Here is an 18,875-nt window from a genome sequence, read left to right as displayed (position 1 = left end):
ATGTCGCAATGGCGCAAGAGCACCTACAGCGCACAAGGTGAATCACACTGCGTCGAGATCGCCGAGTGGTCTGAAGACGAGACCGGCGCCTGACCGAAGAGAGCGACCGCGGCGGCGAGCCGGGCTCGGGCAGCCGATCGTGCTCTGCGGCGGGGCCTGGCAGGGGTCTCCGCCGACGGCGGTGCCATCGCTCCAGCGCCTTCTACTCAGGCGAGAGTTTTCCCATCTCACGAGAAGCCCTAGAACGAAACGGCTTACTCCCCAGATTGGTACACGTGCATCGCTGCGCCCGCCTCTGTCATGGCCACCGTGGCGAAGGCCGACAGAGACGCGGCGCAGGCGACGCGGCAAATGAGTTGATGCGGGTTGGGCGCCTGCGTCATCTTGATGCGCGCACCTGAGGTTCTGGGCGTGCTGCTGGTCGCCTCGATCACGGGCCGGTACGGGCTGGCGGGTGAGGTGGCCGCGGCCGGGTCGGCTGGATATGCGCTGGTGTCGCCGCTGGCTGCCCGGCTAGCCGACCGGTTCGGCCAGGGCCGGGTACTGCCGCCGTTGGTGCGGGTGTACGCGGCATCGACGGTCGGCCTCATCGGCTGCGCGGAACTGCGCGCGCCGGGCTGGGCTCTGATCCCCTGTAGCGGGCTCGCCGGGGCCGCCACCCCGCAGCTCGGCTCGATGGTACGGGCTCGGTGGAGCGCGCTACTGGGTGGCTCGCCGTTGCTGCAGGCCGCGTTCTCGCTGGAGTCGGTGGCAGATGAGGTGATCTTTGTGGCAGGGCCGGTGCTGGTCACCTTGCTGGCCACCGAGGTCCATCCGGCGGCGGGGCTGGCAGTGGCGGCGGCCACGTGTGTGGCCGGCTCGCTGCTGCTGGCCGCGCAGCGTGCCACCCAGCCTCCCGCGGGCCCGGTGGATGTGAGGCGCGGTGTCCGCGGGCACCTGCTGCCCGCGCGGGGCCTGGTCACGCTGGCGCCGGTGGGCTTGTTCTTCGGCGCGATGCTCGCCGCGATCGACCTGGCCACCGTGGACTTCGCCCAAGAGCATGGGCACAAGCCGCTGGCCGGCTTCATCCTCGGCGGCTACGCCCTGGGCAGTGCGGCCACCGGACAGCGCCGCCGAATCGGCAAACCGAGGCAATGGCCTGGCTCACCTCGGCGATCTCGGTCGGCACCGCCGTAGGCTCGGCCGCCGCCGGCCAGATCATCGACACTGCCGGCGCCCACTGGGGATACGCCTTCGCCGCCGCCTTCGCCGCCGCGGCCATGCTCACCTGCCTGTTGGGGCTCACCAAGCTCACCGTCCCCAGCCCTGCCCTCACCCCGACCGCCGCGTTGCCACCCGATCTCTCCGCAGAGAGAAGATGATGCCGGGCTCAGGCAGCCGATCGTGCTCTGGGGTGCAGCTGGCCCGGCAGGGGGAGTCTCCACCGACGGCCGTGCCATCGCTCCAGCGCGTTCTACTCAGGCGAGAGTTTTCCCGCTTGGCGGGAAGCCTTGGAACGAGAGGGCTGCCTCCGTGGGTTGCTGCACGTGCATGTGGCGTGGCGAGTTTTCCACAGACTGTGAACGGTGGATGGATGCGGTGGCCCGGCCGGGCGCACGATGGCGTTCATGTCGAATGACAGCAATCAACGGCTTGGCACACTGATCAGGAATGCTCGAATATCTCGACAGCTCACGCTGCAGGTGCTCGCCGCGCGGTCCGGGGTGAGTGTGTCGAGCATCAGCGCCATCGAACACGGCAGCCGGAAGTTGACCCTTCCTCTCGCCGATCGGATTCTCGGGGCGATGGAGCTGGATCTGCATCTGGAGGCCCAGCCGATGTGGGAAGCGATCGATGCCGCCATCGCCAAGACGGCTGGGCTGCCGTTGAAAGAGCGGATCGCCGACTGGAAGATCGAGTTCACGTCGTTCGTCTCCTGGTTCGCCGAGACCCCGTACATCGCCGACGGGCTGATGGCGGCGGCGCTCCAGGCGGCCCCGGTGCCGGTCACCGCCTTCGAGATGGTGGTGTCGCGCGACGGTGACTCGCTCGACCGGCTGACGGAGCTCTTCCACGAGATGCGCGCCTCCCGCTGGAACGTGTATTGGCTCCAGTGGGGCGGCCCCGGGTCACTCGATCCTCGGGAGGCCGAGGAAGAGCAGAAAGAGGCGGCGAGCGCCGACGGCCGTGGGCGAGCGGGTGTCGGTGCCGAGCACGGCAGGACTCCGCTGTGCTACCGATGTACCCACGGGGAGTTCCGGCTGCGGCTGGTGGATGAGCTGAAGCCCGCCCTATGGACCGAGATCGAGGAGCTGCCCACGAACTGCCTGCATCCGATCTCCATCTTCCGCAAGGTTCCGATGCTGACACGGGTCCGGCTGCCGCTCGTCCCACTCGCCGAGATCCAGGCCACCGACGGCTATGCCCGGCGAGTCCTAGATCGCATGCGGGGGAATCCCGGCCGCGCCTGATGCCCGCAGCGAATGGCGGCGTGTCGTTTGTCGTAAGGTGCACCGTTATGTTGCGAGGGCCGAAGGTCGAGGAGAAGTATCCGGTTCCGCTGACGACGCATCAGCTGTGGATCGTGTCGCTTTGCGCGCCGGTCAACCGGGGGTCCGAGGCGTCGCGGACGACGCTGTATCCGTTCAAGCGCATCGACGACAAACGCGCGCGGCGGTGGCTGACCGAGAACTGGGAGATCTCCTCGCAGGACGACGTGCTCGACTCGCTGAACGGTCTTGCCGAGCGCGGCTACCGGGCGCAGATCGCGGAGCGGTTCGGCCTGTCGCCGCTGGCGTGGGACGTGGCGCTCTACGTGGACGTCGTCCGGAACGCGTTCGCCGCCGGTCACCTGGATGAGGGCGAGGCCTGGCAGCTGCTGTGGAACGTCGTCCGGCCGACCGCGGCGGCGTACGGGTCGTGGAAGGAGTACGCGGACGACTACCTTCTCGGCCGCATCGTCTGGATGGGCATGCTGCGCGGTACCCCGGACGAGGACTTCCCGGCACCTCAGGCGGTGTCCGACAAGCACATCCGCACCCTCCTCGAAGCGCCGGACAGCCCGTGGGTCATGGTCCCCTGGCAGGCGATCGGCGAGCAGGACCGCCACCGCGCCTAAGGCGGCGGTTGTCCGCGTCGGGAGTGCATGGCGAGGATGGGGCCATGATCGAGATACGTACGGCGCACACCGGTGAGCTGGACGCCGCCGTCCTCAAGACGACGCGCGCCTTCCTCGACGACGTCTTCGAGGGTGATTTCGACGACCGGGACTGGGATCACGCCCGAGGTGGGATGCACGTCCTGGCGTGGGAGGGCGCCGAGCTGGTCGGGCACGCCTCCCTGGTCCAGCGGAGGGTGCTACACGGCAGGCGGGCGCTCCGTACCGGGTACGTGGAGGCTGTCGGGGTGCGCAGCGACCGGCGCCGCCGGGGACTCGGCGCGGTCCTGATGGATCCCCTCGAACGGATCCTGCGTGGCGCTTACGAACTGGGGGCGCTCGGTGCCTCCGATGCGGCGGTGCCCTTCTATCAGGCGCGTGGCTGGAAGCCCTGGCAGGGGCCGACCTCGGTGCTCGCGCCGGCCGGGGTCCAACGTACGGAGGAAGAGGACGGCTCCGTTCACGTCCTTCCGCTGACGGCGGCGCTGGACCTGGCCGGCGAGCTCGTCTGCGATTGGCGTGAGGGAGCCGTCTGGTGATCGCGAACGGCTCCTAGGCCGTTGTGGCCGGGTCGGGGTGGGGGTCGGTGGCGCGCGCGGTGACCGTGGCCCGCGAGCGGCCTACCAGCGAGTCGACGGCCCAGGCGCCGGGGCCGAGGATGGCGATCAGGAGGAACGCCCAGCAGAACATCGCGGCCGGCTCGCCGCCGTTCTGCAGCGGGATGATCCCCTTCGGCACGTGGACGGTGAAGTAGGCGTACGCCATCGAGCCTGACGCGAGGACCGCGGCGAGGCGGGTCAGCAGGCCGATGAGGACGAGCGCGCCGCAGACCAGCTGGATGAGGGCTGCGTACCAGCCGGGCCAGGTGCCGACCGCGATGGCGTGGCCGTTCCCGCGTGCCCCGCCGAACACGCCGAACAGCGAGGACATGCCGTGGAACAGGAACAGCAGTCCCACGACGACGCGGAACAAGGACAGCACCGGGCCGTCGAGCCGATTCAGATTCATGAGAGCACACCCCTCCGGTTGACGTCCGATCGCGCGGTCAGGATGTGCTCTGACTATTGAATTGTCAATGAGTCATTACTCTTGACAAGGCCGCAGTCGCGCTGACCAGCGGCTATGCCGGTGATCAGGTGCCTGGCCCCTGAAAGTACGGTGAACGCGTCACCTGCCGGGCACGGGTCGAGGGGTCACTCCGGCTTGACGAGCGGGAACAGGATCGTTTCGCGGATGTTCTTGCCGGTGAAGGCCATGATCATCCGGTCGATGCCGACGCCGACGCCGCCCGTGGGGGGCATGGCGTACTCCAGTGCCCGCAGGAAGTCCTCGTCGAGCTGCATGGCCTCCAGGTCGCCGCCCGCGGCCAGCAGCGACTGCTCGGTCAGCCGGCGGCGCTGCTCGACCGGGTCGATCAGCTCGGAGTAACCCGTGCCCAGCTCGGTGCCGAAGCCGATGAGGTCCCACTTCTCGGTGAGCAGCGGGTTGTCGCGGTGGGTGCGGGCGAGCGGCGAGGTTTCGAGGGGGTAGTCGCGTACGAAGGTCGGCCGGACGAGGGTGTGCTCGACCAGCGCCTCGAACAGCTCCTGGACGAGCTTGCCCTGCCCCCACTTGGGGTCGAACTCCAGGCCGCGCTGCTCGCAGATCTTCCGGACGTCCTCGATCGGCGTCTCGGTGGTGATCTCCTCGCCGACCGCGTCGGACACCGCGCCGTACAGGGTGACCTGCGGCCACTCGTCGCCGGCCAGGTCGATCTCCTCGCCCTTGTGGACGACGACGGTCGTGCCGAGCGCGGCGACCACCGCGGCCTGGTACAGCTCGCGGGTGAGGGTGGCGATCGTGTCGTAGTCGCCGTACGCCTCGTACGCCTCGAGCATCGTGAACTCGGGGTTGTGCGTGGAGTCCGCGCCCTCGTTGCGGAAGTTGCGGTTGATCTCGAAGACCTTCTCGATGCCGCCGACGACGAGCCGCTTGAGGTACAGCTCGATCGCGATCCGCAGGTAGAGGTCCATGTCGTACGCGTTGATGTGCGTGACGAACGGGCGTGCCGCCGCGCCGCCGTGGATCGGCTGCAGCATCGGCGTCTCGACCTCGAGGAACTCGCGGCCGGTGAGGTACTCACGGATCGCCCGGACCGTGTCGCTGCGCAGCCGGGCCATCCGGCGCGCCTCGTCGTTGACGATCAGGTCGACGTAGCGGAGGCGTACGCGCTGCTCGGGGTCGGTCAGGCCGGCGTGCTTCTCCGGGAGCGGGCGCAGCGACTTGGACGTCAGCGCGAACCGGTCGGCCATGATGGACAGCTCGCCGCGCCGCGACGTGATGACCTCGCCCTCGACGCCGACGTGGTCGCCGAGGTCGATGTCGCGCTTCCAGGATTCGAGGGCCTCCTCGCCGACGTTGGCGAGGGAGAGCATGACCTGGATGTCGCCGCTGCCGTCGCGGATCGTGGCGAAGCAGAGCTTGCCGGTGTTGCGGGCCAGGATGACGCGGCCGGTGACGCCGACCTTCTCCCCGGTCGACGCGCCCGGCTCCAGGTCGGGGTATTTCGCGCGGACCTCCGCGATCGTCGCGGTACGCGGGAACCCGAGGGGATAGGGGTCCACGCCCTGCTCGCGCAACCGGTCCACCTTCTCAAGGCGGACCCGCATCTGCTCCGGAAGATCGTCGTACGACTCGCTCACGGCTAAGAAGGCTACCGGTCCGGCGCACCCACCTCGGCCGCCGGACCGGTGCTCAGCCGGAGACGCCGACGTTGCGCTCGTAGACCAGGCGCAGGCCGATGAGCGTGAGCCACGGCTCGTACACGTCGATGCAGCGGGACTCGTCGAGGACGAGCGGGGCCAGGCCACCGGTCGCGACGACGGTCACCTGCTCCGGGTCGTCGGCCAGTTCCTCCGACATCCGGCGTACGACGCCGTCGACCTGGCCGGCGAAGCCGTAGATGATGCCCGACTGCAGTGCCTCGACCGTGCTCTTGCCGATGACGCTGCGGGGGCGTACGAGCTCCACCTTGTGCAGCTGCGCGCCGCGGGCGGACAGCGCGTCCACGGAGATCTCGATGCCGGGGGCGATGGCGCCGCCGACGTACTCGCCCTTGGCCGAAACGGCGTCGAACGTCGTCGCGGTGCCGAAGTCGACGACGATCGCGGGGCCGCCGTGGATGTGGTTCGCGGCCAGCGCGTTGATGATCCGGTCGGAGCCGACCTCCTTGGGGTTGTCCATCCGGATCGGCACGCCGGTCTTGACGCCGGGCTCGACGATGACGGCGGTGACGTCGCCGTAGTAGCGGCGGCACATCTCCCGCATCTCGTGCAGGACGGAGGGGACCGTCGAGCACAGGGCGATGCCGCTGATGTCGGTCTCGGCCAGCAGCGGGCTCTGCTGGACGAGGCCCTGCAGGACGACGGCGATCTCGTCGGCTGTGCGCCGCGCATCGGTGTTGATCCGCCAGTGCTCGATGACCTCCTCCCCTTCGAAGAGGCCCAGCACCGTGTGGGTGTTACCGACGTCGATCGTGAGCAGCATCAGGTCCCCGCTGTGAGGAGGTCAAGGCCGATGTCGAGCGCCTGTGCCGAATGGGTCAGCGCTCCCACGGCAAGGTAGTCGACTCCGGTCTCGGCCACAGCGTGGGCCCCGTCCAAAGTGAGCCCGCCGCTGGCCTCCAGCTCGGCCCGGCCCTCGGTCAGGCGTACGGCCTCGGTCATCTCGGCGACGCTCATGTTGTCCAGCAGGATCGATCCGGCCCCGGCGGCCAGCGCCTCGCGTACCTGGTCGAGGGTGTCGCACTCGACCTGGACGTGCAGGCCCGGGGCGGTCACGGCGGTGAACGCGGCGGTCACCGACCCGGCGGCCGCCACGTGGTTGTCCTTGATCAGGGCCGCGTCCGCGAGGGACATGCGGTGGTTCACGCCGCCGCCGCAGCGGACGGCGTACTTCTGCAGCGCCCGCAGCCCCGGCAGTGTCTTGCGGGTGTCCCGGACCCGGGCCTTGGTGTGCGCGATCGCGTCCGCCCACTGCCGGGTGAGGGTGGCGACGCCGGACAGGTGGGTGAGGAAGTTCAGCGCGGTGCGCTCGGCGCGCAGCAGCGGCACCAGCGGGCCCTCGACGGTGAGCAGGACGTCTCCGGGGGCGACGCGGGAGCCGTCCTCGACGCGGGTCACGACCTTGAGGTCGCCGCCGATCTCCAGGAAGTAGTCGACCGCGGTGACCGAGGCGAAGACGAGTTCGGCGACGGGGAGCCCGGCGACGACGCCTGGCTGCCGGGCCACCATGTCGGCGCGGCCAGTCGCGGTGTACCCGAAGATCGGTTCGCTCGTGACGTCCTTGCCGCCGTCCTCGGCCAGGGCCGTACGGACGAGGCCGTCCACAGCCTGTGGATCCAGTCCGGCGGCGCGCAGTTTCGTCTCCAGCTCGGCGTTCACGAAAGCTCCTGGGGGTCGTAGCTCGTGGTGAGGGTTCCGTCGTCGGCGAGGGTCGACACCAGGTGACCCCGCCAGGTCTCGTCGGCGTCGGGGAAGTCCTCCCGCCAGTGGCTGCCCCGGGTCTCCTCCCGGCGCCGCGCCGCCGCCACGATCAGGGAGGCGACGGTGTGCAGGTTGGTCGCCTCCCACGCCTCGGTGCACGGCCGGCCGGTCGTCCGGTCCGCGAGGACGGCGAGCTCCTCGGCGGCCCGCTCCAGTCCTGGACCGTTCCGCAGCACGCCCGCGTCGATGGTCATGATGCGCTGCACCTCGGCGCGCACGCTCGGGTCGAGCAGCCGCGCCTCCGGGAGGTCACCGGGAGTCCCCGCGGGGGCCTCGGCGGCGAGGTCGCCGGGCAGCACCTCGGCGATCCGCTGCCCGAAGACGAGGCCCTCGAGGAGGGAGTTGGACGCGAGCCGGTTCGCGCCGTGCACGCCGGTGCAGGCCACCTCGCCGCAGGCGTACAGGCCCGGCACGGAGGTACGGCCCCACAGGTCCGTACGGACGCCGCCGCTGGAAAAGTGCGCGGTGGGGAGCACCGGGATCGGCTCGTGCACGGGGTCGATGCCGTGCGCCTGGCACGCCGCGAGGATCGTCGGGAAGCGCGTCTCCCAGATCCGCGGCCCGAGGTTCCGACCGTCGAGGTACGCGCAGGAGGCACCGGTCTCCCGCATCATCGACATGATCGCCTTGGCGACGACGTCACGCGGGGCGAGGTCGGCCAGCGGATGCCGCCCGGCCATGAACCGGTCGCCCCGCTCGTCGATGAGGAACGCGCCCTCGCCGCGGACGGCCTCGGAGATCAGCGGCTGCCGGCCCTTCGTGTCCGGCCCCAGCCACAGCGGGGTGGGGTGGAACTGCACGAACTCCAGGTCCGCGACGGCCGCCCCGGCGCGCAGCGCGAGCGCGACGCCGTCGCCGGTCGACACCTCCGGGTTCGTGGTGGCCTGGAAGACCTGGCCGAGCCCGCCGGTCGCGAGGATCACCGCGCGGGCGCGGACGGATCCGACGCCGTCGCGGCGCCCCTCCCCCATGACGTGCAGTGTCACGCCGGCGGCCCGGCCGTTCTCCGTCAGCAGATCGAGCACGAGGGCGTGTTCGATCACCTCGATGCCCTGGTCCTTGGCGGCCGCCAGCAGCGCGCGGCTGACCTCCGCGCCGGTGGCGTCCCCGCCCGCGTGGGCGATCCGGCGCTTGAGGTGCCCGCCCTCGCGGGTCAGCGCGATGCCCCCGTCGTCGTTCCGGTCGAACTCGGCGCCGAGGTCCATCAGCCGGCGCACCGCGTCCGGGCCCTCGGTCACGAGCACGCGTACGGCCTCGGGGTCGCACAGGCCCACACCGGCGGTGAGCGTGTCCTGGAGGTGCTCCTCCGGGGAGTCGTCGGGGTGGAGTGCCGCCGCGATGCCGCCCTGCGCCCACCGCGTGGACCCGTCGTCGAGCAGCGCCTTGGTGACGAGCAGCACTCGTCCCGCCGTACGGGCCCGCAGCGCCGTCACGAGTCCGGCGATGCCGGAGCCGATCACGACGATGTCGGCGTCGGTGGTCCAGCCTGGGTCGGGGGCGGTGAGGCGTCGAGGGATCATGGACCCTCCTCCGGAGGTGAGTTCTCGTCAGATTGACTATAACCCCTCGCCCCCGATGCCCCATTCCTCCGGGTCCGCCGCGCCGTGCCCGCGTCATTCCCGGCGGGGAATTGTGGCCGCCGAACACCGGCTGTGAGCATCGGCGGCATGGACATCGGCGTACTGCTTCCGACCGGAAGCGCGCAGTGGGGCCCGGACGGCGACCCCCGCGACCTCGTCGCCTTCGGCGTCCACGCCGAGCGCTCGGGGTTCTCCTCGCTCTTCGTCAACGACTCCCTGATCAGCCCGCGCATCGAGGCGCTGACCATGCTCGCCGCGCTCGCCCCGGCGACCGAACACGTGACGCTGGGGACCGGCGCGCTGCTGCCGTTCCTGCGCCGCCCGATCCAGGCCGCACAGCAGCTGGCGTCGATCGACCTGCTGTCCGGCGGCCGGCTGACGGTGGCGGTCGGCGCGGGCTTCCCCGGCCGGTTCGGGCGGCCCTTCTACACACTGTCCGAGGTGCCGTGGGAACGGCGCTTCGCCCGGCTGGACGAGACCGTGACGCTCTGGCGCGACCTGTGGAACGGAGCGACCTCCTTCCACGGCGAGATCCTCCAGTTCGACGACATCCCGCCCGCGACCATGCCCTTCCGCCCCGGCGGCCCGCCGATCTGGCTCGGCGGCGCGACCCCAGCCGCGCTCGCCCGCACCGGGCGCCTGTACGACGGCTGGCTGCCGTACCCGCCCGACCCCGCCGACTACGAGACGGGCCTGCTCGACGTACGGAAGGCCGCCGCCGAGGCGGGCCGTCCGCCCGAGGACGTCACTCCGGCCCTGTTCGTCTCCGTACGGGTCGATGAGAGCGTCGAGAACGGCCGCCGGGCGCTGGAGGACTACGCGCGGGCGACGTACGGCATGCCGCTGGAGGAGCTGGAGAAGATCCAGGCGGTCGTCACCGGCTCCGCCGACCAGGTCCTCGACGGCCTCGGCCGGTATGTCGCCGCAGGAGCGCGCCACCTGGTGCTCCGCCTGGGCGCGCTCGACCTGAGCGCCCAACGCGACCAGCTCGACCAGATCGCCGCGCTGCTCCCCGCGCTACGGGCATAAATTCGGTAGTGCGCAGGCGCCCGGGGTGCCAGCATGCTCGGTATGGCCGTTCCAGAGGGCTTCGACCACACGGTCCGCGCGGACGGCTCGGTGCTCATCGAGCACCGGGGCCGCGCCGCGACGACTCTGCGCGGCGACCGGGCGGCGGCGTTCCTCGCCGAGGTCGAGCTGGGCGACCCGCAGGAGGTCATGGCGCGCTGGACCGGTAACTACCGGCGCGGCAACGAGCGCACCGCCAAGAACCACCCGCGCAACGCCCACCGCTGAGCGGTGTCAGGCGGGGACGTCCTCCACGGCGTCGCCGCGGACGGTCATCGTGCCCGGGACCGGTTCGGCCGGGTCGGTGCCCAGGTCGATGATGCGGTTGTCGCGGTCGACGTGGACGACGCGCGGCTGGAACGACCGGGCCTCCTCGTCCGTCATCGTGCCGTAGCTGATGATGATCACCAGATCGCCGGGGTGCACAAGGTGCGCGGCGGCGCCGTTGATGCCGATCACGCCGCTGCCGCGCGGGCCGGTGATGACGTACGTCTCCAGGCGGGCGCCGTTGTCGATGTCGACGATCTGGACCTGTTCGCCGGGCAGCAGGTCGGCCGCCTCCATGAGGTCCTCGTCGATCGTCAGCGAGCCGACGTAGTGCAGGTCGGCCTGCGTCACCGTGGCGCGGTGGATCTTGGATTTGAACATCGTACGCAGCATCGCGGCACTCCCGAACTCAGGCTCCCTGCCTGCGTCTTCTGCAAGTCAAGGGCGGTTCGCTCACCCTACAACGGGTCAGTTCTCGGGTACGGGGGCGCCGACGCAGCCACTGTCGATTCGGCCTGTCTGGGGCTCACTCCGCGGGGCCGAAGTGGAGGGGGATGTTGTCGATCAGGTGGGTGGTGCCGACCCGGCCGGCGACGGCGAGGACGGCCGGGCCGGTGTGGGCGTCGTCGATCTCCTGGAACGTCTCCGGGTCGACGAGCACGAGGTAGTCGAGTTCGAGCGGCGGGTCGCTGGCGATCGCCCCGTCGAGGACCGTCCGCGCCGCGCGTACGACCTTGGCGGGGCCGTCGTCGACCGCGTCGGCGCCCGCGCGCAGGGCCATGGACAGCGACACGGCGGTGAGGCGCTCGGCCGGGGACAGGTAGCGGTTGCGGCTGGACAGCGCGAGCCCGTCCTCCTCGCGCACGGTCGGGGCGCCGACGATGCGGACGGGGACGTTCAGGTCGGTGACCATCCGGCGGATCATCGCGAGCTGCTGGGCGTCCTTCTCGCCGAAGACGGCGACGTCCGGGCGGACGAGGTTGAACAGCTTGAGGACGACGGTGAGCACGCCGTCGAAGTGACCCGGGCGGCAGGCGCCCTCCACGATCGTGCCCATCTGGCCGGAGTCGACCGTGACCCGGGCGCCGAGCGCGGTGGACGGGTACATGACGTCGACCGTGGGCGTGAAGATCAGGTCGACGCCTTCCGCGGCGCACACCTCGATGTCGTCGGGGAGCGTCCTGGGGTACCGGTCGAGGTCCTCGTTCGGCCCGAACTGCAGCGGGTTGACGAAGATGCTCACCGCGACGGTGTCGGCGACCTCGCGGGCCCGGCGCAGCAGCGACCGGTGGCCCTCGTGCAGCGCGCCCATGGTCGGCACGAGCGCCAGGGTCCCGTGCAGGGAGCCCCGGGCGGCGGAGAGTTCCTCACGTGTGCGAGCGATGACGGGTGTCATGGCCGGTTCCCCTCGGTGTCGTCTCCGCGGCTGCCCCCGAGGACGTCGAGCAGGCGCTCGGCGTCCTCCGCGCGGAGCAGCCCGGCGGCCAGCGCGCGGTCGGCGGTGAGCCGGGCCAGCGCGACGTACGCGCCCAGCGCCTCGGGCGAGACGCGGGCGAGTTCGGTGACGTGCTCGGCGACCGTGCCGGCGTCGCCGCGGACCACGGGACCGGTCAGGCCCCGTACGCCGAGCCGCAGGGCGTTGTCGAGCGCGGCGCCGAGCAGCGGCCCGAGCATCCGGCCGGGCGCCTCGACGCCCGCCCGCGTCAGCAGGTCCATCGACTCGGCCACGAGCGTGACGAGGTGGTTCGCGCCGCCGGCGAGTGCCGCGTGGTAGAGCGCGCGCCGGTCCTCGGGGATCCAGACGGGTTCGCCGCCCATCTCGACGACGAGGGCCTCGGCGACGGGGCGCAGCGGCTCGGGCGAGGTTACGCCGAAGCAGATGCCGGCCAGCCGATGGACGTCGTCGGGCCGTCCGGTGAAGGTCATCACCGGGTGAATGGCGAGCGGGAGGGCGCCGGCGCGCGTGGCGGGGTCGAGGACGCGGACGCCGTACCGGCCGCTCGTGTGCGCCAGCAGCTTGCCCTCGACCTTGACGTCGGTGGCGGTCAGCCCGGCGATCAGTGGCGGGAGCGCGTCGTCGGGAACGGCGAGGAGGACCAGGTCGGCGGCGGCGACGACGTCCTGGACCGGAAGGAGCGGAACGCCGGGCAGTCGCTCCCGGGCGCGTTCGCGCGAGGCGTCGGAGACGCCGGCGGCGGCCACGACCGTGTGGCCGGCGAGGGCGAGCGCGTGGCCGAGGGCCGAGCCGACGCGGCCGACGCCGACCACGCCGACGGCCAGCCGTCCCGGCCGGTCGTGGGACGACGCGGTCATCCGACCTCCATCCGCAGAGCGGCCCACAGCCTACCTTCGGCCGGAATCGAGAAAGCGCACCGGCCCGCCCGGTGGCACTGCGGGCGGGCCGGAGAACGCTTGCTCGGGGTTACCGGGTCAGGACGACGACCACGGGCGGTGGGGGCGGTGGCACGGCGGCCGGTGGTGGTGGCAGGGCGGGCGGTGGTAGCCGCCGGGGGCGCCGACCGAGGCGCCGCCCTTGCAGCCGGCGCCCGCGACGCCGATGACGGAGACGGCGTTGCCGCACACGTTGATCGGGGCCGTGATCGGCACGATGACCTGGTTTCCGGACAGGACGCCTCCCTCGCCGCTCGTGCCGATGATCCCGGCGTTGGCGGGGGCGGCGAGCAGCAGCGCGCCGGTGACGGCCGCTGCGGCCACCCCGGCCGCGGTGAGTTTCTTGAGCACCTGAATTCCTCCCGTACTTCGGTTCACAGCCGCCCCGGAGGGCGGCCGGTACGTACGGTAGTTATCCAGATACTCCTAGGTAACAGTAAGCGGATCTACCTGGGCGTAATCGTATCGTTACAATAAGTGACTGCATTGTCGCCGTCTGTCGATATTGACCGCCCCTTACTCGGCGGCCAGCGACTCGACGATCGACGTCCGCGCGGCGCGCCTTCCGGGCATGATCGCCGCGGCCACGCCGGCGAAGGCCGCCAGGACGAGGAACAGGACGATCCGGCCGATCGGCAGACCGAGCACCGCGTTGTCGATGGCGGCGGAGATCGCCACCCAGCCGAGCGCCGCGCCGAGCACCACGCCGATGAGCGCGCCGATCACCGAGATGATCAGGGCCTCCAGCGACAGCATCCGGCGCAGCCCCCGCCGGGTCAGGCCCAGCGCCCGCAGCAGCGCCGACTCCCGGGTCCGCTCCACCACCGACAGGGTCAGGGTGTTCGCGATGCCGATCAGCGAGATGACGATCGCCAGGGCGAGCAGGGCCGCGACGACCAGGAACACCTGGTCCAGGGCGTCCGACAGCTGATTCTTGATATCGGCCGCAGAGGCCACCCGCACGATCGGGTAGTCCTTGAGCGCCGTGTCGACGGCCGCGCGCGAGGTGGTCGCCGACACCCCCTTCTTCGCGATCAGGAAGACCCGGTCCGGGTCCTTCGAGCCGAACGACCGCGTGAAGTCCGTCTCGTCGAGCAGGACCTCCGGGAGGATGGACTCGCCCGACACGATCGCGGCCACGCGCAGCGTCGCGGTGCCCTGGCGGGTCTGCAGGGACACCGTCCCGCCGACCCGCGCGCCGAGCCCGCTCGCCTCGTTCTGGTGCAGTACCACGGCGCCCGGCCGCAGGTCGGCCAGCGAGCCGGAGGCGACCGTCGGCTTGAGATCACGGCCGAGGTAGCGCTGGGTCATCGACCCGACGTCCCCGTCCTGCCCGTTCACCTTGGCGGACGCCGTGTGGACCTCGATGACGGCCGAGAAGTCCGGCTGGGCGCGCAGCCGCGCGACCGCGCCGCCGGGGATCGGCCGGTCCTCGCTCGCCTGCGTGCTCGCCTGCGCGCTCAGCTGGTAGTCGACCGGGTACTGGTGGGTGAGGCTGTTGTCCGCCGTCGACCGTACGGACGCCAGCGCCACCGAGAACATCGTCATCAGCGTGACGCCCACCGTCAGCGCCACCGTGGTGACCGCCGCGCGCTTGGGATTGCGCCGGGAGTTCGCCAGGGCGAGGCGGCCGGGCACCCCGAAGATCCGCGCGGGCAGCCCCCCGACGATCCCGCTCAGCGCCCGTACGAGCAGCGGACTGAGCGCGACGACGCCCAGGAAGACCAGTGCGCCCGCCACCATGACCATGAGGAAAGGGCCCTGCCCCGGTTTGGTGGTCAGCGCGAGGGTGGCCACCCCGGTTCCGGCCGCGGTGAGCAGCGCACCGACGATGATGCGGATGATTCCGGCCCGTCCCCGCACCGGCCCCTCCGACTGGGTACGGAGCGCGGCGACCGGCGGCACGCGCGTCGCCGCGCGGGCCGGCATCAGGGCCGACAGCACGGTCACGACGAGGCCCACCGGGATGCCGACGAGGAACGGGGTGGCCGAGACGACCAGCGAGCCGCCCGGCATGCCGGTCCCGGAGTTGAAGACGAGGGCCGCGCCGTACCCGAGCCCGATTCCGACGACCACGCCGAGGACCGAGGCCAGCAGGCCGACGACCGCCGACTCGATCAGGACGCCCCGGAAGACCTGGCCCCTGGTCGCGCCGACGCAGCGCAGCAGCGCCATCTCCCGCGTCCGCTGGGCGATGAGGATGTTGAAGGTGTTGTAGATGACGAGGGCGGCCACGAACAGCGCGACGATCGCGAAAGCCAGGAAGAACGTCGCGATCTGGTTGACGTCCAGGCCGGATCGGGCGGCGAGCCGCTTGGCGAGCCCGTGGCTCGTCACCGTGGTGAACGACGATCCGGCCGCCTGGGCGACGGCGGTGCGCAGTCCCTCGGCGGAGACGCCGGGGGCGGCCTTGACGTCGACCTCGACGTAACCGCGCTCGCCGGTCATCTCGGCTGCGACCGGTTCGGTGAAGCCGACGGCGCCGCGGAAGCCGATCTCCTGATCGACGCCCACGTCGACCAGTCCGGTCACCGTGAACGTGTGCGGGACGCTCTTCTTGTCCAGCACCCGGATCGTGTCGCCGACGTGGTAGCCCGTGTGCCCGGCCACCGTCTTCTCCAGGACGGCCTCGCCCGGGCCGGCCGGAGCGCGGCCCTTCTCGATCGTGTAGCGGGCCAGCGCCCCGGTGGCCATCGACATGCCCACCGTCGGCGTGTCGCCGTACACCCGGCCGTTCTTGCCGAGGAGCGGGGCGTCGCCGCGTACCTGCCCCTGGGCGTCCTGGACGCCCTGCACTGCGCGGATCGCGCCCAGCGTCGCCTCCGGGACCTTCTTGTCGCCGTCCGCGAGGACGGCCACCGAGACCTTGTCGGCGGAGGCGGTGAACTGCCGGTCGAACCCGGCCTTCATCGTGTCGGTGAGCACGAACGTGCCCGCGACGAAGCCCACGCCGAGCGTGATGGCGAGGGCGGTGAGCATGAGGCGCAGCAGGTGGGCGCGGAGCCCGGCCAGTGTCGTCTTCAGCACCTCAGGCCTCCAGCCTCTTCAGCGCGTCCAGGACGCTGTCCGGGGTCGGGCCGTACAGCTCGGAGGTGATCCGCCCGTCCCGCAGGAACACCACGCGGTCGGCGTACGAGGCCGCCACCGGGTCGTGGGTGACCATGACGATCGTCTGGCCCATCTCCCGCACCGAGGACCGCAGGAACGACAGGACCTCGGCTCCGGACTTGGAATCGAGGTTCCCCGTCGGCTCGTCCGCGAAGATCACCTCGGGCCGGCTGACGAGCGCCCGTGCGCACGCCACCCGCTGCTGCTGGCCGCCGGACAGCTCGCTGGGCCGGTGGCTCAGGCGCGGCCGCAGCCCGACGGTGTCGACGACGTGGTCGAACCACCGGCGGTCCAGTTTGCGACCGGACAGTTCGAGGGGGAGCAGGATGTTCTGCTCGGCGGTGAGCGTGGGCAGCAGGTTGAACGCCTGGAAGATGAAGCCGACCCGGTCGCGGCGGAGCAGCGTGAGCTGCCTGTCCGACAGCCGGGTGACCTCCACGTCGCCGATGCGGATCGTGCCCTCGTTCACGGTGTCCAGGCCCGCCAGGCAGTGCATGAGGGTGGATTTGCCGGACCCGGACGGGCCCATGATCGCGGTGAAGGCGCCGCGGGCGAACCCCACGCTCACCCCGTGCAGAGCGCGGACGGCGGCGTCGCCGGAGCCGTACTCCTTGACCACGTGCTCGGCCAGGACGGCGGGCGGAGCGCCTACGACGGTGCTTGTCACGACTGACTCCTCATTGATCCGGAATGTCGTGAACGAAGCTAGATTTCGGCGGCGGATCCGCCATCGGACCTCAGGACAGCGTTTCGTCAGCTTTCTCGGTGACGTGTCCGCCCGATGTCAAACCTGGGTCGTACGGCGGTGTCACACCGCAGGGGCGTTCAGTCGGACGTGCCGCTGTGGACCAGGCCGGTCTCGTACGCGAACACGACCGCCTGGACCCGGTCGCGCAGCTCCAGCTTCATGAGGATCCGCCCGACGTGCGTCTTGACCGTCGCCTCGGAGACGTACAGGCGGCTCGCGATCTCTCCGTTGGACAGGCCCTTGGCCACGAGGTGGAGCACCTCGCGCTCGCGGGCGGTCAGCGTGTCCAGCCTGCCGTCCGGCGCTGGCTCCTCGGCCGGCAGATGCGGCACGAAGCGGTCGATCAGGCGTCGCGTGGTGCTGGGCGCGACGACCGCGTCGCCGCTGCACACGGCCTGGATCGCCTCGATCAGCTGGGTGGGCCCGGCGTCCTTGAGGAGGAACCCCGCCGCCCCGGCCTTCAGCGCCGCGAAGGCGTACTCGTCCAGGTCGAACGTGGTCAGGATGATCACCTTGGGGGCGTCCGGCAGCGCACAGATCAGCCGGGTGGCCTCGATGCCGTCCATGCGCGGCATGCGCACGTCCATGAGCACCACGTCCGCCGGGGTCCGCGCGAGGACGCGCAGGGCCTGCTCGCCGTCGCCGGCCTCACCGGCGACCTCCAGGTCCTGCTGCGCGTCGAGCACCATGCGGAAACCCGCGCGCACGAGCTCCTGGTCGTCGACGAGCATCACCCGAATCGGCGTCGCCTCGTCCGTCATGCCGCACTCGTCTCCGCTCGTGGCTCGGTCACCGGCAGGCGGGCAGAGACCTCGTACCCGCCGCCGGGCCGTGGCCCGGTGCGCACCGACCCGCCGTACAGGGCGGCCCGCTCGCTCATGCCGACCAGGCCGTGCCCCCGCCCGTCGTCGGGAGCGGCGGCACCTCGGCCGTCGTCTCGGATGCGGATCTCCACCGCGTCATCACCGTAGTAGAGGTTCACCTCTGCCGTGGCCGCGGGTCCGGCGTGCTTGCGGGTGTTCGTCAGCGCCTCCTGCACGATCCGGTAGACCGTCAGCTGCAGCGCGGTGGGCAGCTCCGAGGGCACGCCCTCGACCGTGAGGTCGACCGGCAATCCGGCCGTACGGATCTGGCCGACCAGCTCGGTCAGCTGCTCGATGCCGGGCTGTGGCGCGTACGGGCCGGCGTCGTCACCCTCGCGCAGCACGCCGAGCATGCGCCGCATCTCGGTGAGCGCCTGCCGTCCGGTGGCCCCGATCGTCTCCATCGCCCGTCTGGCCCGTGCCGGGTCGATGTCCACCATGTACGACGCGCCGTCGGCCTGGACCACCATGACGCTGACGCTGTGCGCGATCACGTCGTGCATCTCCCGGGCGATCCGCGCCCGCTCGCCCGCCGCCGCGACCTGCATGTGCGCGTCCCGTTCTCGTTCCAGACGCTTCGCGCGCTCCTCCAGCTCGGCGGTGTACTTACGCCGCGTGCTGACGTAGAGCCCCCACACCCACATCGCCCCGGCGAAGATCGTGAAGGGGATCAGCGTGCTCCACTTCTGGCCCGCGTCCTGATCCACCCACCAGCGCCACACAGCGAGCACGGCGCCGAGTTCGACGATGGCGGCCGCCGCGATCGACCAGAGGAACGCGCACTCGGCCGCGACCGTGTACAGCATGACGAACAGGTTGAGGTCCGCCGGTCCGACCTGGGCGTTGAACGCCCACTGCACGAACGCGACGCAGGAGATGAACGCGAACACCGCACGCGGCCACCGGCGACGCCAGATCATCGGGACGCACATGGCCGAGACGATGGCCAGGTAGGCGTACCAGGCGACGGGGCGCTGATACATGATGTTCGGGTGGGTGTACGTGCCGATCACGCTCAGCGAGGTGCCGAGGATCGGCAACGCCCACAGCAGGTCGACGAGCCGGGGGTGCCGCCGGAGCCAGCGGAAAAGACGGACGAACACCGCAACAGCGTACGTTCGACCATCGGGGTCCGCGTCAGCCGAAGGTCTGACACGGCGTCCGCCGTGGGGCGCACGCGGTACGGTCAAG

Annotated in this window: 21 protein-coding genes; 8 read left to right on the top strand and 13 right to left on the bottom strand. The window is 71.1% G+C overall.

Annotated elements, in window-relative coordinates:
* From ABEA24_RS53385 to ABEA24_RS02825, 6 genes are all read left to right on the top strand, one after another.
* Nucleotides 1-93 carry a DUF397 domain-containing protein gene (locus ABEA24_RS53385; protein ID WP_425551130.1) on the top strand — a complete coding sequence of 31 codons (93 nt, stop codon included), beginning with the start codon at nt 1-3 and terminating at the stop codon, nt 91-93.
* Between the two features lie 294 nt (nt 94-387).
* On the top strand, nt 388-1,176 hold the full coding sequence (locus ABEA24_RS02845) for a hypothetical protein (protein ID WP_345429017.1): 789 nt from the start codon (nt 388-390) through the stop codon (nt 1,174-1,176).
* Nucleotides 1,134-1,361: a hypothetical protein gene (locus tag ABEA24_RS02840; RefSeq protein WP_345429016.1), complete on the top strand. Its 228-nt coding sequence runs from the start codon at nt 1,134-1,136 to the stop codon at nt 1,359-1,361. Before ABEA24_RS02845 ends, ABEA24_RS02840 begins: the two co-directional genes overlap by 43 nt.
* Nucleotides 1,362-1,598: 237 nt before the next feature.
* Nucleotides 1,599-2,450: a helix-turn-helix domain-containing protein gene (locus ABEA24_RS02835; protein WP_345429605.1), complete on the top strand. Its 852-nt coding sequence runs from the start codon at nt 1,599-1,601 to the stop codon at nt 2,448-2,450.
* A 47-nt stretch (nt 2,451-2,497) separates the two neighbouring features.
* Nucleotides 2,498-3,097, top strand: a complete 600-nt coding sequence (locus ABEA24_RS02830; RefSeq protein ID WP_345429015.1) for a DUF1266 domain-containing protein — start codon at nt 2,498-2,500, stop codon at nt 3,095-3,097.
* A 44-nt stretch (nt 3,098-3,141) separates the two neighbouring features.
* Nucleotides 3,142-3,675, top strand: a complete 534-nt coding sequence (locus ABEA24_RS02825) for a GNAT family N-acetyltransferase (protein ID WP_345429014.1) — start codon at nt 3,142-3,144, stop codon at nt 3,673-3,675.
* Nucleotides 3,676-3,688: 13 nt separating this feature from the next.
* Here ABEA24_RS02825 and ABEA24_RS02820 read toward each other — a convergent pair whose 3' ends face one another.
* The 5 genes from ABEA24_RS02820 to ABEA24_RS02800 form a co-directional block, all read right to left on the bottom strand.
* On the bottom strand, nt 3,689-4,144 hold the full coding sequence (locus tag ABEA24_RS02820; RefSeq protein ID WP_345429013.1) for a DoxX family protein: 456 nt from the start codon (nt 4,142-4,144) through the stop codon (nt 3,689-3,691).
* A gap of 185 nt (nt 4,145-4,329) precedes the next feature.
* Nucleotides 4,330-5,817: a bifunctional lysylphosphatidylglycerol synthetase/lysine--tRNA ligase LysX gene (gene lysX, locus ABEA24_RS02815; RefSeq protein WP_345429012.1), complete on the bottom strand. Its 1,488-nt coding sequence runs from the start codon at nt 5,815-5,817 to the stop codon at nt 4,330-4,332.
* 52 nt (nt 5,818-5,869) lie between these two features.
* The gene (locus ABEA24_RS02810) at nt 5,870-6,661 is read right to left on the bottom strand and encodes a type III pantothenate kinase (RefSeq protein ID WP_345429011.1); all 792 of its coding nucleotides are present in this window, start codon (nt 6,659-6,661) and stop codon (nt 5,870-5,872) included.
* Nucleotides 6,661-7,557, bottom strand: coding sequence for a carboxylating nicotinate-nucleotide diphosphorylase (nadC, locus tag ABEA24_RS02805; protein WP_345429010.1), 897 nt, complete (start codon nt 7,555-7,557; stop codon nt 6,661-6,663). The genes ABEA24_RS02810 and nadC overlap by 1 nt, the downstream gene beginning before the upstream one ends.
* Nucleotides 7,554-9,179, bottom strand: coding sequence for an L-aspartate oxidase (locus ABEA24_RS02800; RefSeq protein ID WP_345429009.1), 1,626 nt, complete (start codon nt 9,177-9,179; stop codon nt 7,554-7,556). The genes nadC and ABEA24_RS02800 overlap by 4 nt, the downstream gene beginning before the upstream one ends.
* Nucleotides 9,180-9,326: 147 nt before the next feature.
* On the opposite strand from ABEA24_RS02800, the gene ABEA24_RS02795 reads away from it, so the two are divergent.
* Together ABEA24_RS02795 and ABEA24_RS02790 are read left to right on the top strand one after the other, a co-directional pair.
* Complete coding sequence (locus ABEA24_RS02795; protein ID WP_345429008.1) at nt 9,327-10,268, top strand: LLM class flavin-dependent oxidoreductase; 942 nt, start codon at nt 9,327-9,329, stop codon at nt 10,266-10,268.
* A 42-nt stretch (nt 10,269-10,310) separates the two neighbouring features.
* Nucleotides 10,311-10,535: a hypothetical protein gene (locus tag ABEA24_RS02790; protein WP_345429007.1), complete on the top strand. Its 225-nt coding sequence runs from the start codon at nt 10,311-10,313 to the stop codon at nt 10,533-10,535.
* Nucleotides 10,536-10,541: 6 nt separating this feature from the next.
* Here the strand turns inward: ABEA24_RS02790 and panD are convergent, their stop codons facing one another.
* The 8 genes from panD to ABEA24_RS02750 all read right to left on the bottom strand — a co-directional run bounded on the left by panD (nt 10,542) and on the right by ABEA24_RS02750 (nt 18,787).
* Nucleotides 10,542-10,967, bottom strand: a complete 426-nt coding sequence (gene panD / locus ABEA24_RS02785; RefSeq protein WP_345429006.1) for an aspartate 1-decarboxylase — start codon at nt 10,965-10,967, stop codon at nt 10,542-10,544.
* A gap of 133 nt (nt 10,968-11,100) precedes the next feature.
* Entirely contained in the window at nt 11,101-11,970 is an 870-nt protein-coding gene (gene panC / locus ABEA24_RS02780) for a pantoate--beta-alanine ligase (protein WP_345429005.1), read from the bottom strand.
* Nucleotides 11,967-12,887: a Rossmann-like and DUF2520 domain-containing protein gene (locus ABEA24_RS02775; protein WP_345429004.1), complete on the bottom strand. Its 921-nt coding sequence runs from the start codon at nt 12,885-12,887 to the stop codon at nt 11,967-11,969. Before ABEA24_RS02775 ends, panC begins: the two co-directional genes overlap by 4 nt.
* Nucleotides 12,888-13,004: 117 nt before the next feature.
* On the bottom strand, nt 13,005-13,316 hold the full coding sequence (locus ABEA24_RS02770; RefSeq protein WP_345429003.1) for a chaplin: 312 nt from the start codon (nt 13,314-13,316) through the stop codon (nt 13,005-13,007).
* A gap of 165 nt (nt 13,317-13,481) precedes the next feature.
* Complete coding sequence (locus ABEA24_RS02765) at nt 13,482-15,992, bottom strand: ABC transporter permease (RefSeq protein ID WP_345429002.1); 2,511 nt, start codon at nt 15,990-15,992, stop codon at nt 13,482-13,484.
* Nucleotide 15,993: 1 nt separating this feature from the next.
* Nucleotides 15,994-16,758 carry an ABC transporter ATP-binding protein gene (locus ABEA24_RS02760; RefSeq protein ID WP_425551144.1) on the bottom strand — a complete coding sequence of 255 codons (765 nt, stop codon included), beginning with the start codon at nt 16,756-16,758 and terminating at the stop codon, nt 15,994-15,996.
* Between the two features lie 140 nt (nt 16,759-16,898).
* A complete protein-coding gene (locus ABEA24_RS02755; RefSeq protein ID WP_345429000.1) occupies nt 16,899-17,582 on the bottom strand; it encodes a response regulator in 684 nt (227 codons plus the stop codon).
* On the bottom strand, nt 17,579-18,787 hold the full coding sequence (locus ABEA24_RS02750; protein WP_345428999.1) for a sensor histidine kinase: 1,209 nt from the start codon (nt 18,785-18,787) through the stop codon (nt 17,579-17,581). Before ABEA24_RS02750 ends, ABEA24_RS02755 begins: the two co-directional genes overlap by 4 nt.
* Nucleotides 18,788-18,875: the final 88 nt, after the last annotated feature.

Origin of the sequence: Actinoallomurus vinaceus, from assembly GCF_039542055.1 — a bacterium.
Classification (GTDB): domain Bacteria; phylum Actinomycetota; class Actinomycetes; order Streptosporangiales; family Streptosporangiaceae; genus Actinoallomurus; species Actinoallomurus vinaceus.
This window is presented reverse-complemented; position numbering and strand designations above follow the sequence as displayed.

Excerpts from the sequence above, each read along its gene's own strand:
- ABEA24_RS02755 (WP_345429000.1), bottom strand. The coding sequence starts at position 17,582 with ATGACGGACGAGGCGACGCCGATTCGGGTGATGCTCGTCGACGACCAG.
- ABEA24_RS02835 (WP_345429605.1), top strand. The coding sequence starts at position 1,599 with ATGGCGTTCATGTCGAATGACAGCAATCAACGGCTTGGCACACTGATC.
- ABEA24_RS53385 (WP_425551130.1), top strand. The coding sequence starts at position 1 with ATGTCGCAATGGCGCAAGAGCACCTACAGCGCACAAGGTGAATCACAC.
- ABEA24_RS02795 (WP_345429008.1), top strand. The coding sequence starts at position 9,327 with ATGGACATCGGCGTACTGCTTCCGACCGGAAGCGCGCAGTGGGGCCCG.
- ABEA24_RS02800 (WP_345429009.1), bottom strand. The coding sequence starts at position 9,179 with ATGATCCCTCGACGCCTCACCGCCCCCGACCCAGGCTGGACCACCGAC.
- panD (WP_345429006.1), bottom strand. The coding sequence starts at position 10,967 with ATGCTGCGTACGATGTTCAAATCCAAGATCCACCGCGCCACGGTGACG.
- ABEA24_RS02840 (WP_345429016.1), top strand. The coding sequence starts at position 1,134 with ATGGCCTGGCTCACCTCGGCGATCTCGGTCGGCACCGCCGTAGGCTCG.
- ABEA24_RS02790 (WP_345429007.1), top strand. The coding sequence starts at position 10,311 with ATGGCCGTTCCAGAGGGCTTCGACCACACGGTCCGCGCGGACGGCTCG.
- ABEA24_RS02810 (WP_345429011.1), bottom strand. The coding sequence starts at position 6,661 with ATGCTGCTCACGATCGACGTCGGTAACACCCACACGGTGCTGGGCCTC.
- panC (WP_345429005.1), bottom strand. The coding sequence starts at position 11,970 with ATGACACCCGTCATCGCTCGCACACGTGAGGAACTCTCCGCCGCCCGG.
- ABEA24_RS02820 (WP_345429013.1), bottom strand. The coding sequence starts at position 4,144 with ATGAATCTGAATCGGCTCGACGGCCCGGTGCTGTCCTTGTTCCGCGTC.
- ABEA24_RS02775 (WP_345429004.1), bottom strand. The coding sequence starts at position 12,887 with ATGACCGCGTCGTCCCACGACCGGCCGGGACGGCTGGCCGTCGGCGTG.
- ABEA24_RS02825 (WP_345429014.1), top strand. The coding sequence starts at position 3,142 with ATGATCGAGATACGTACGGCGCACACCGGTGAGCTGGACGCCGCCGTC.
- ABEA24_RS02845 (WP_345429017.1), top strand. The coding sequence starts at position 388 with ATGCGCGCACCTGAGGTTCTGGGCGTGCTGCTGGTCGCCTCGATCACG.
- ABEA24_RS02830 (WP_345429015.1), top strand. The coding sequence starts at position 2,498 with ATGTTGCGAGGGCCGAAGGTCGAGGAGAAGTATCCGGTTCCGCTGACG.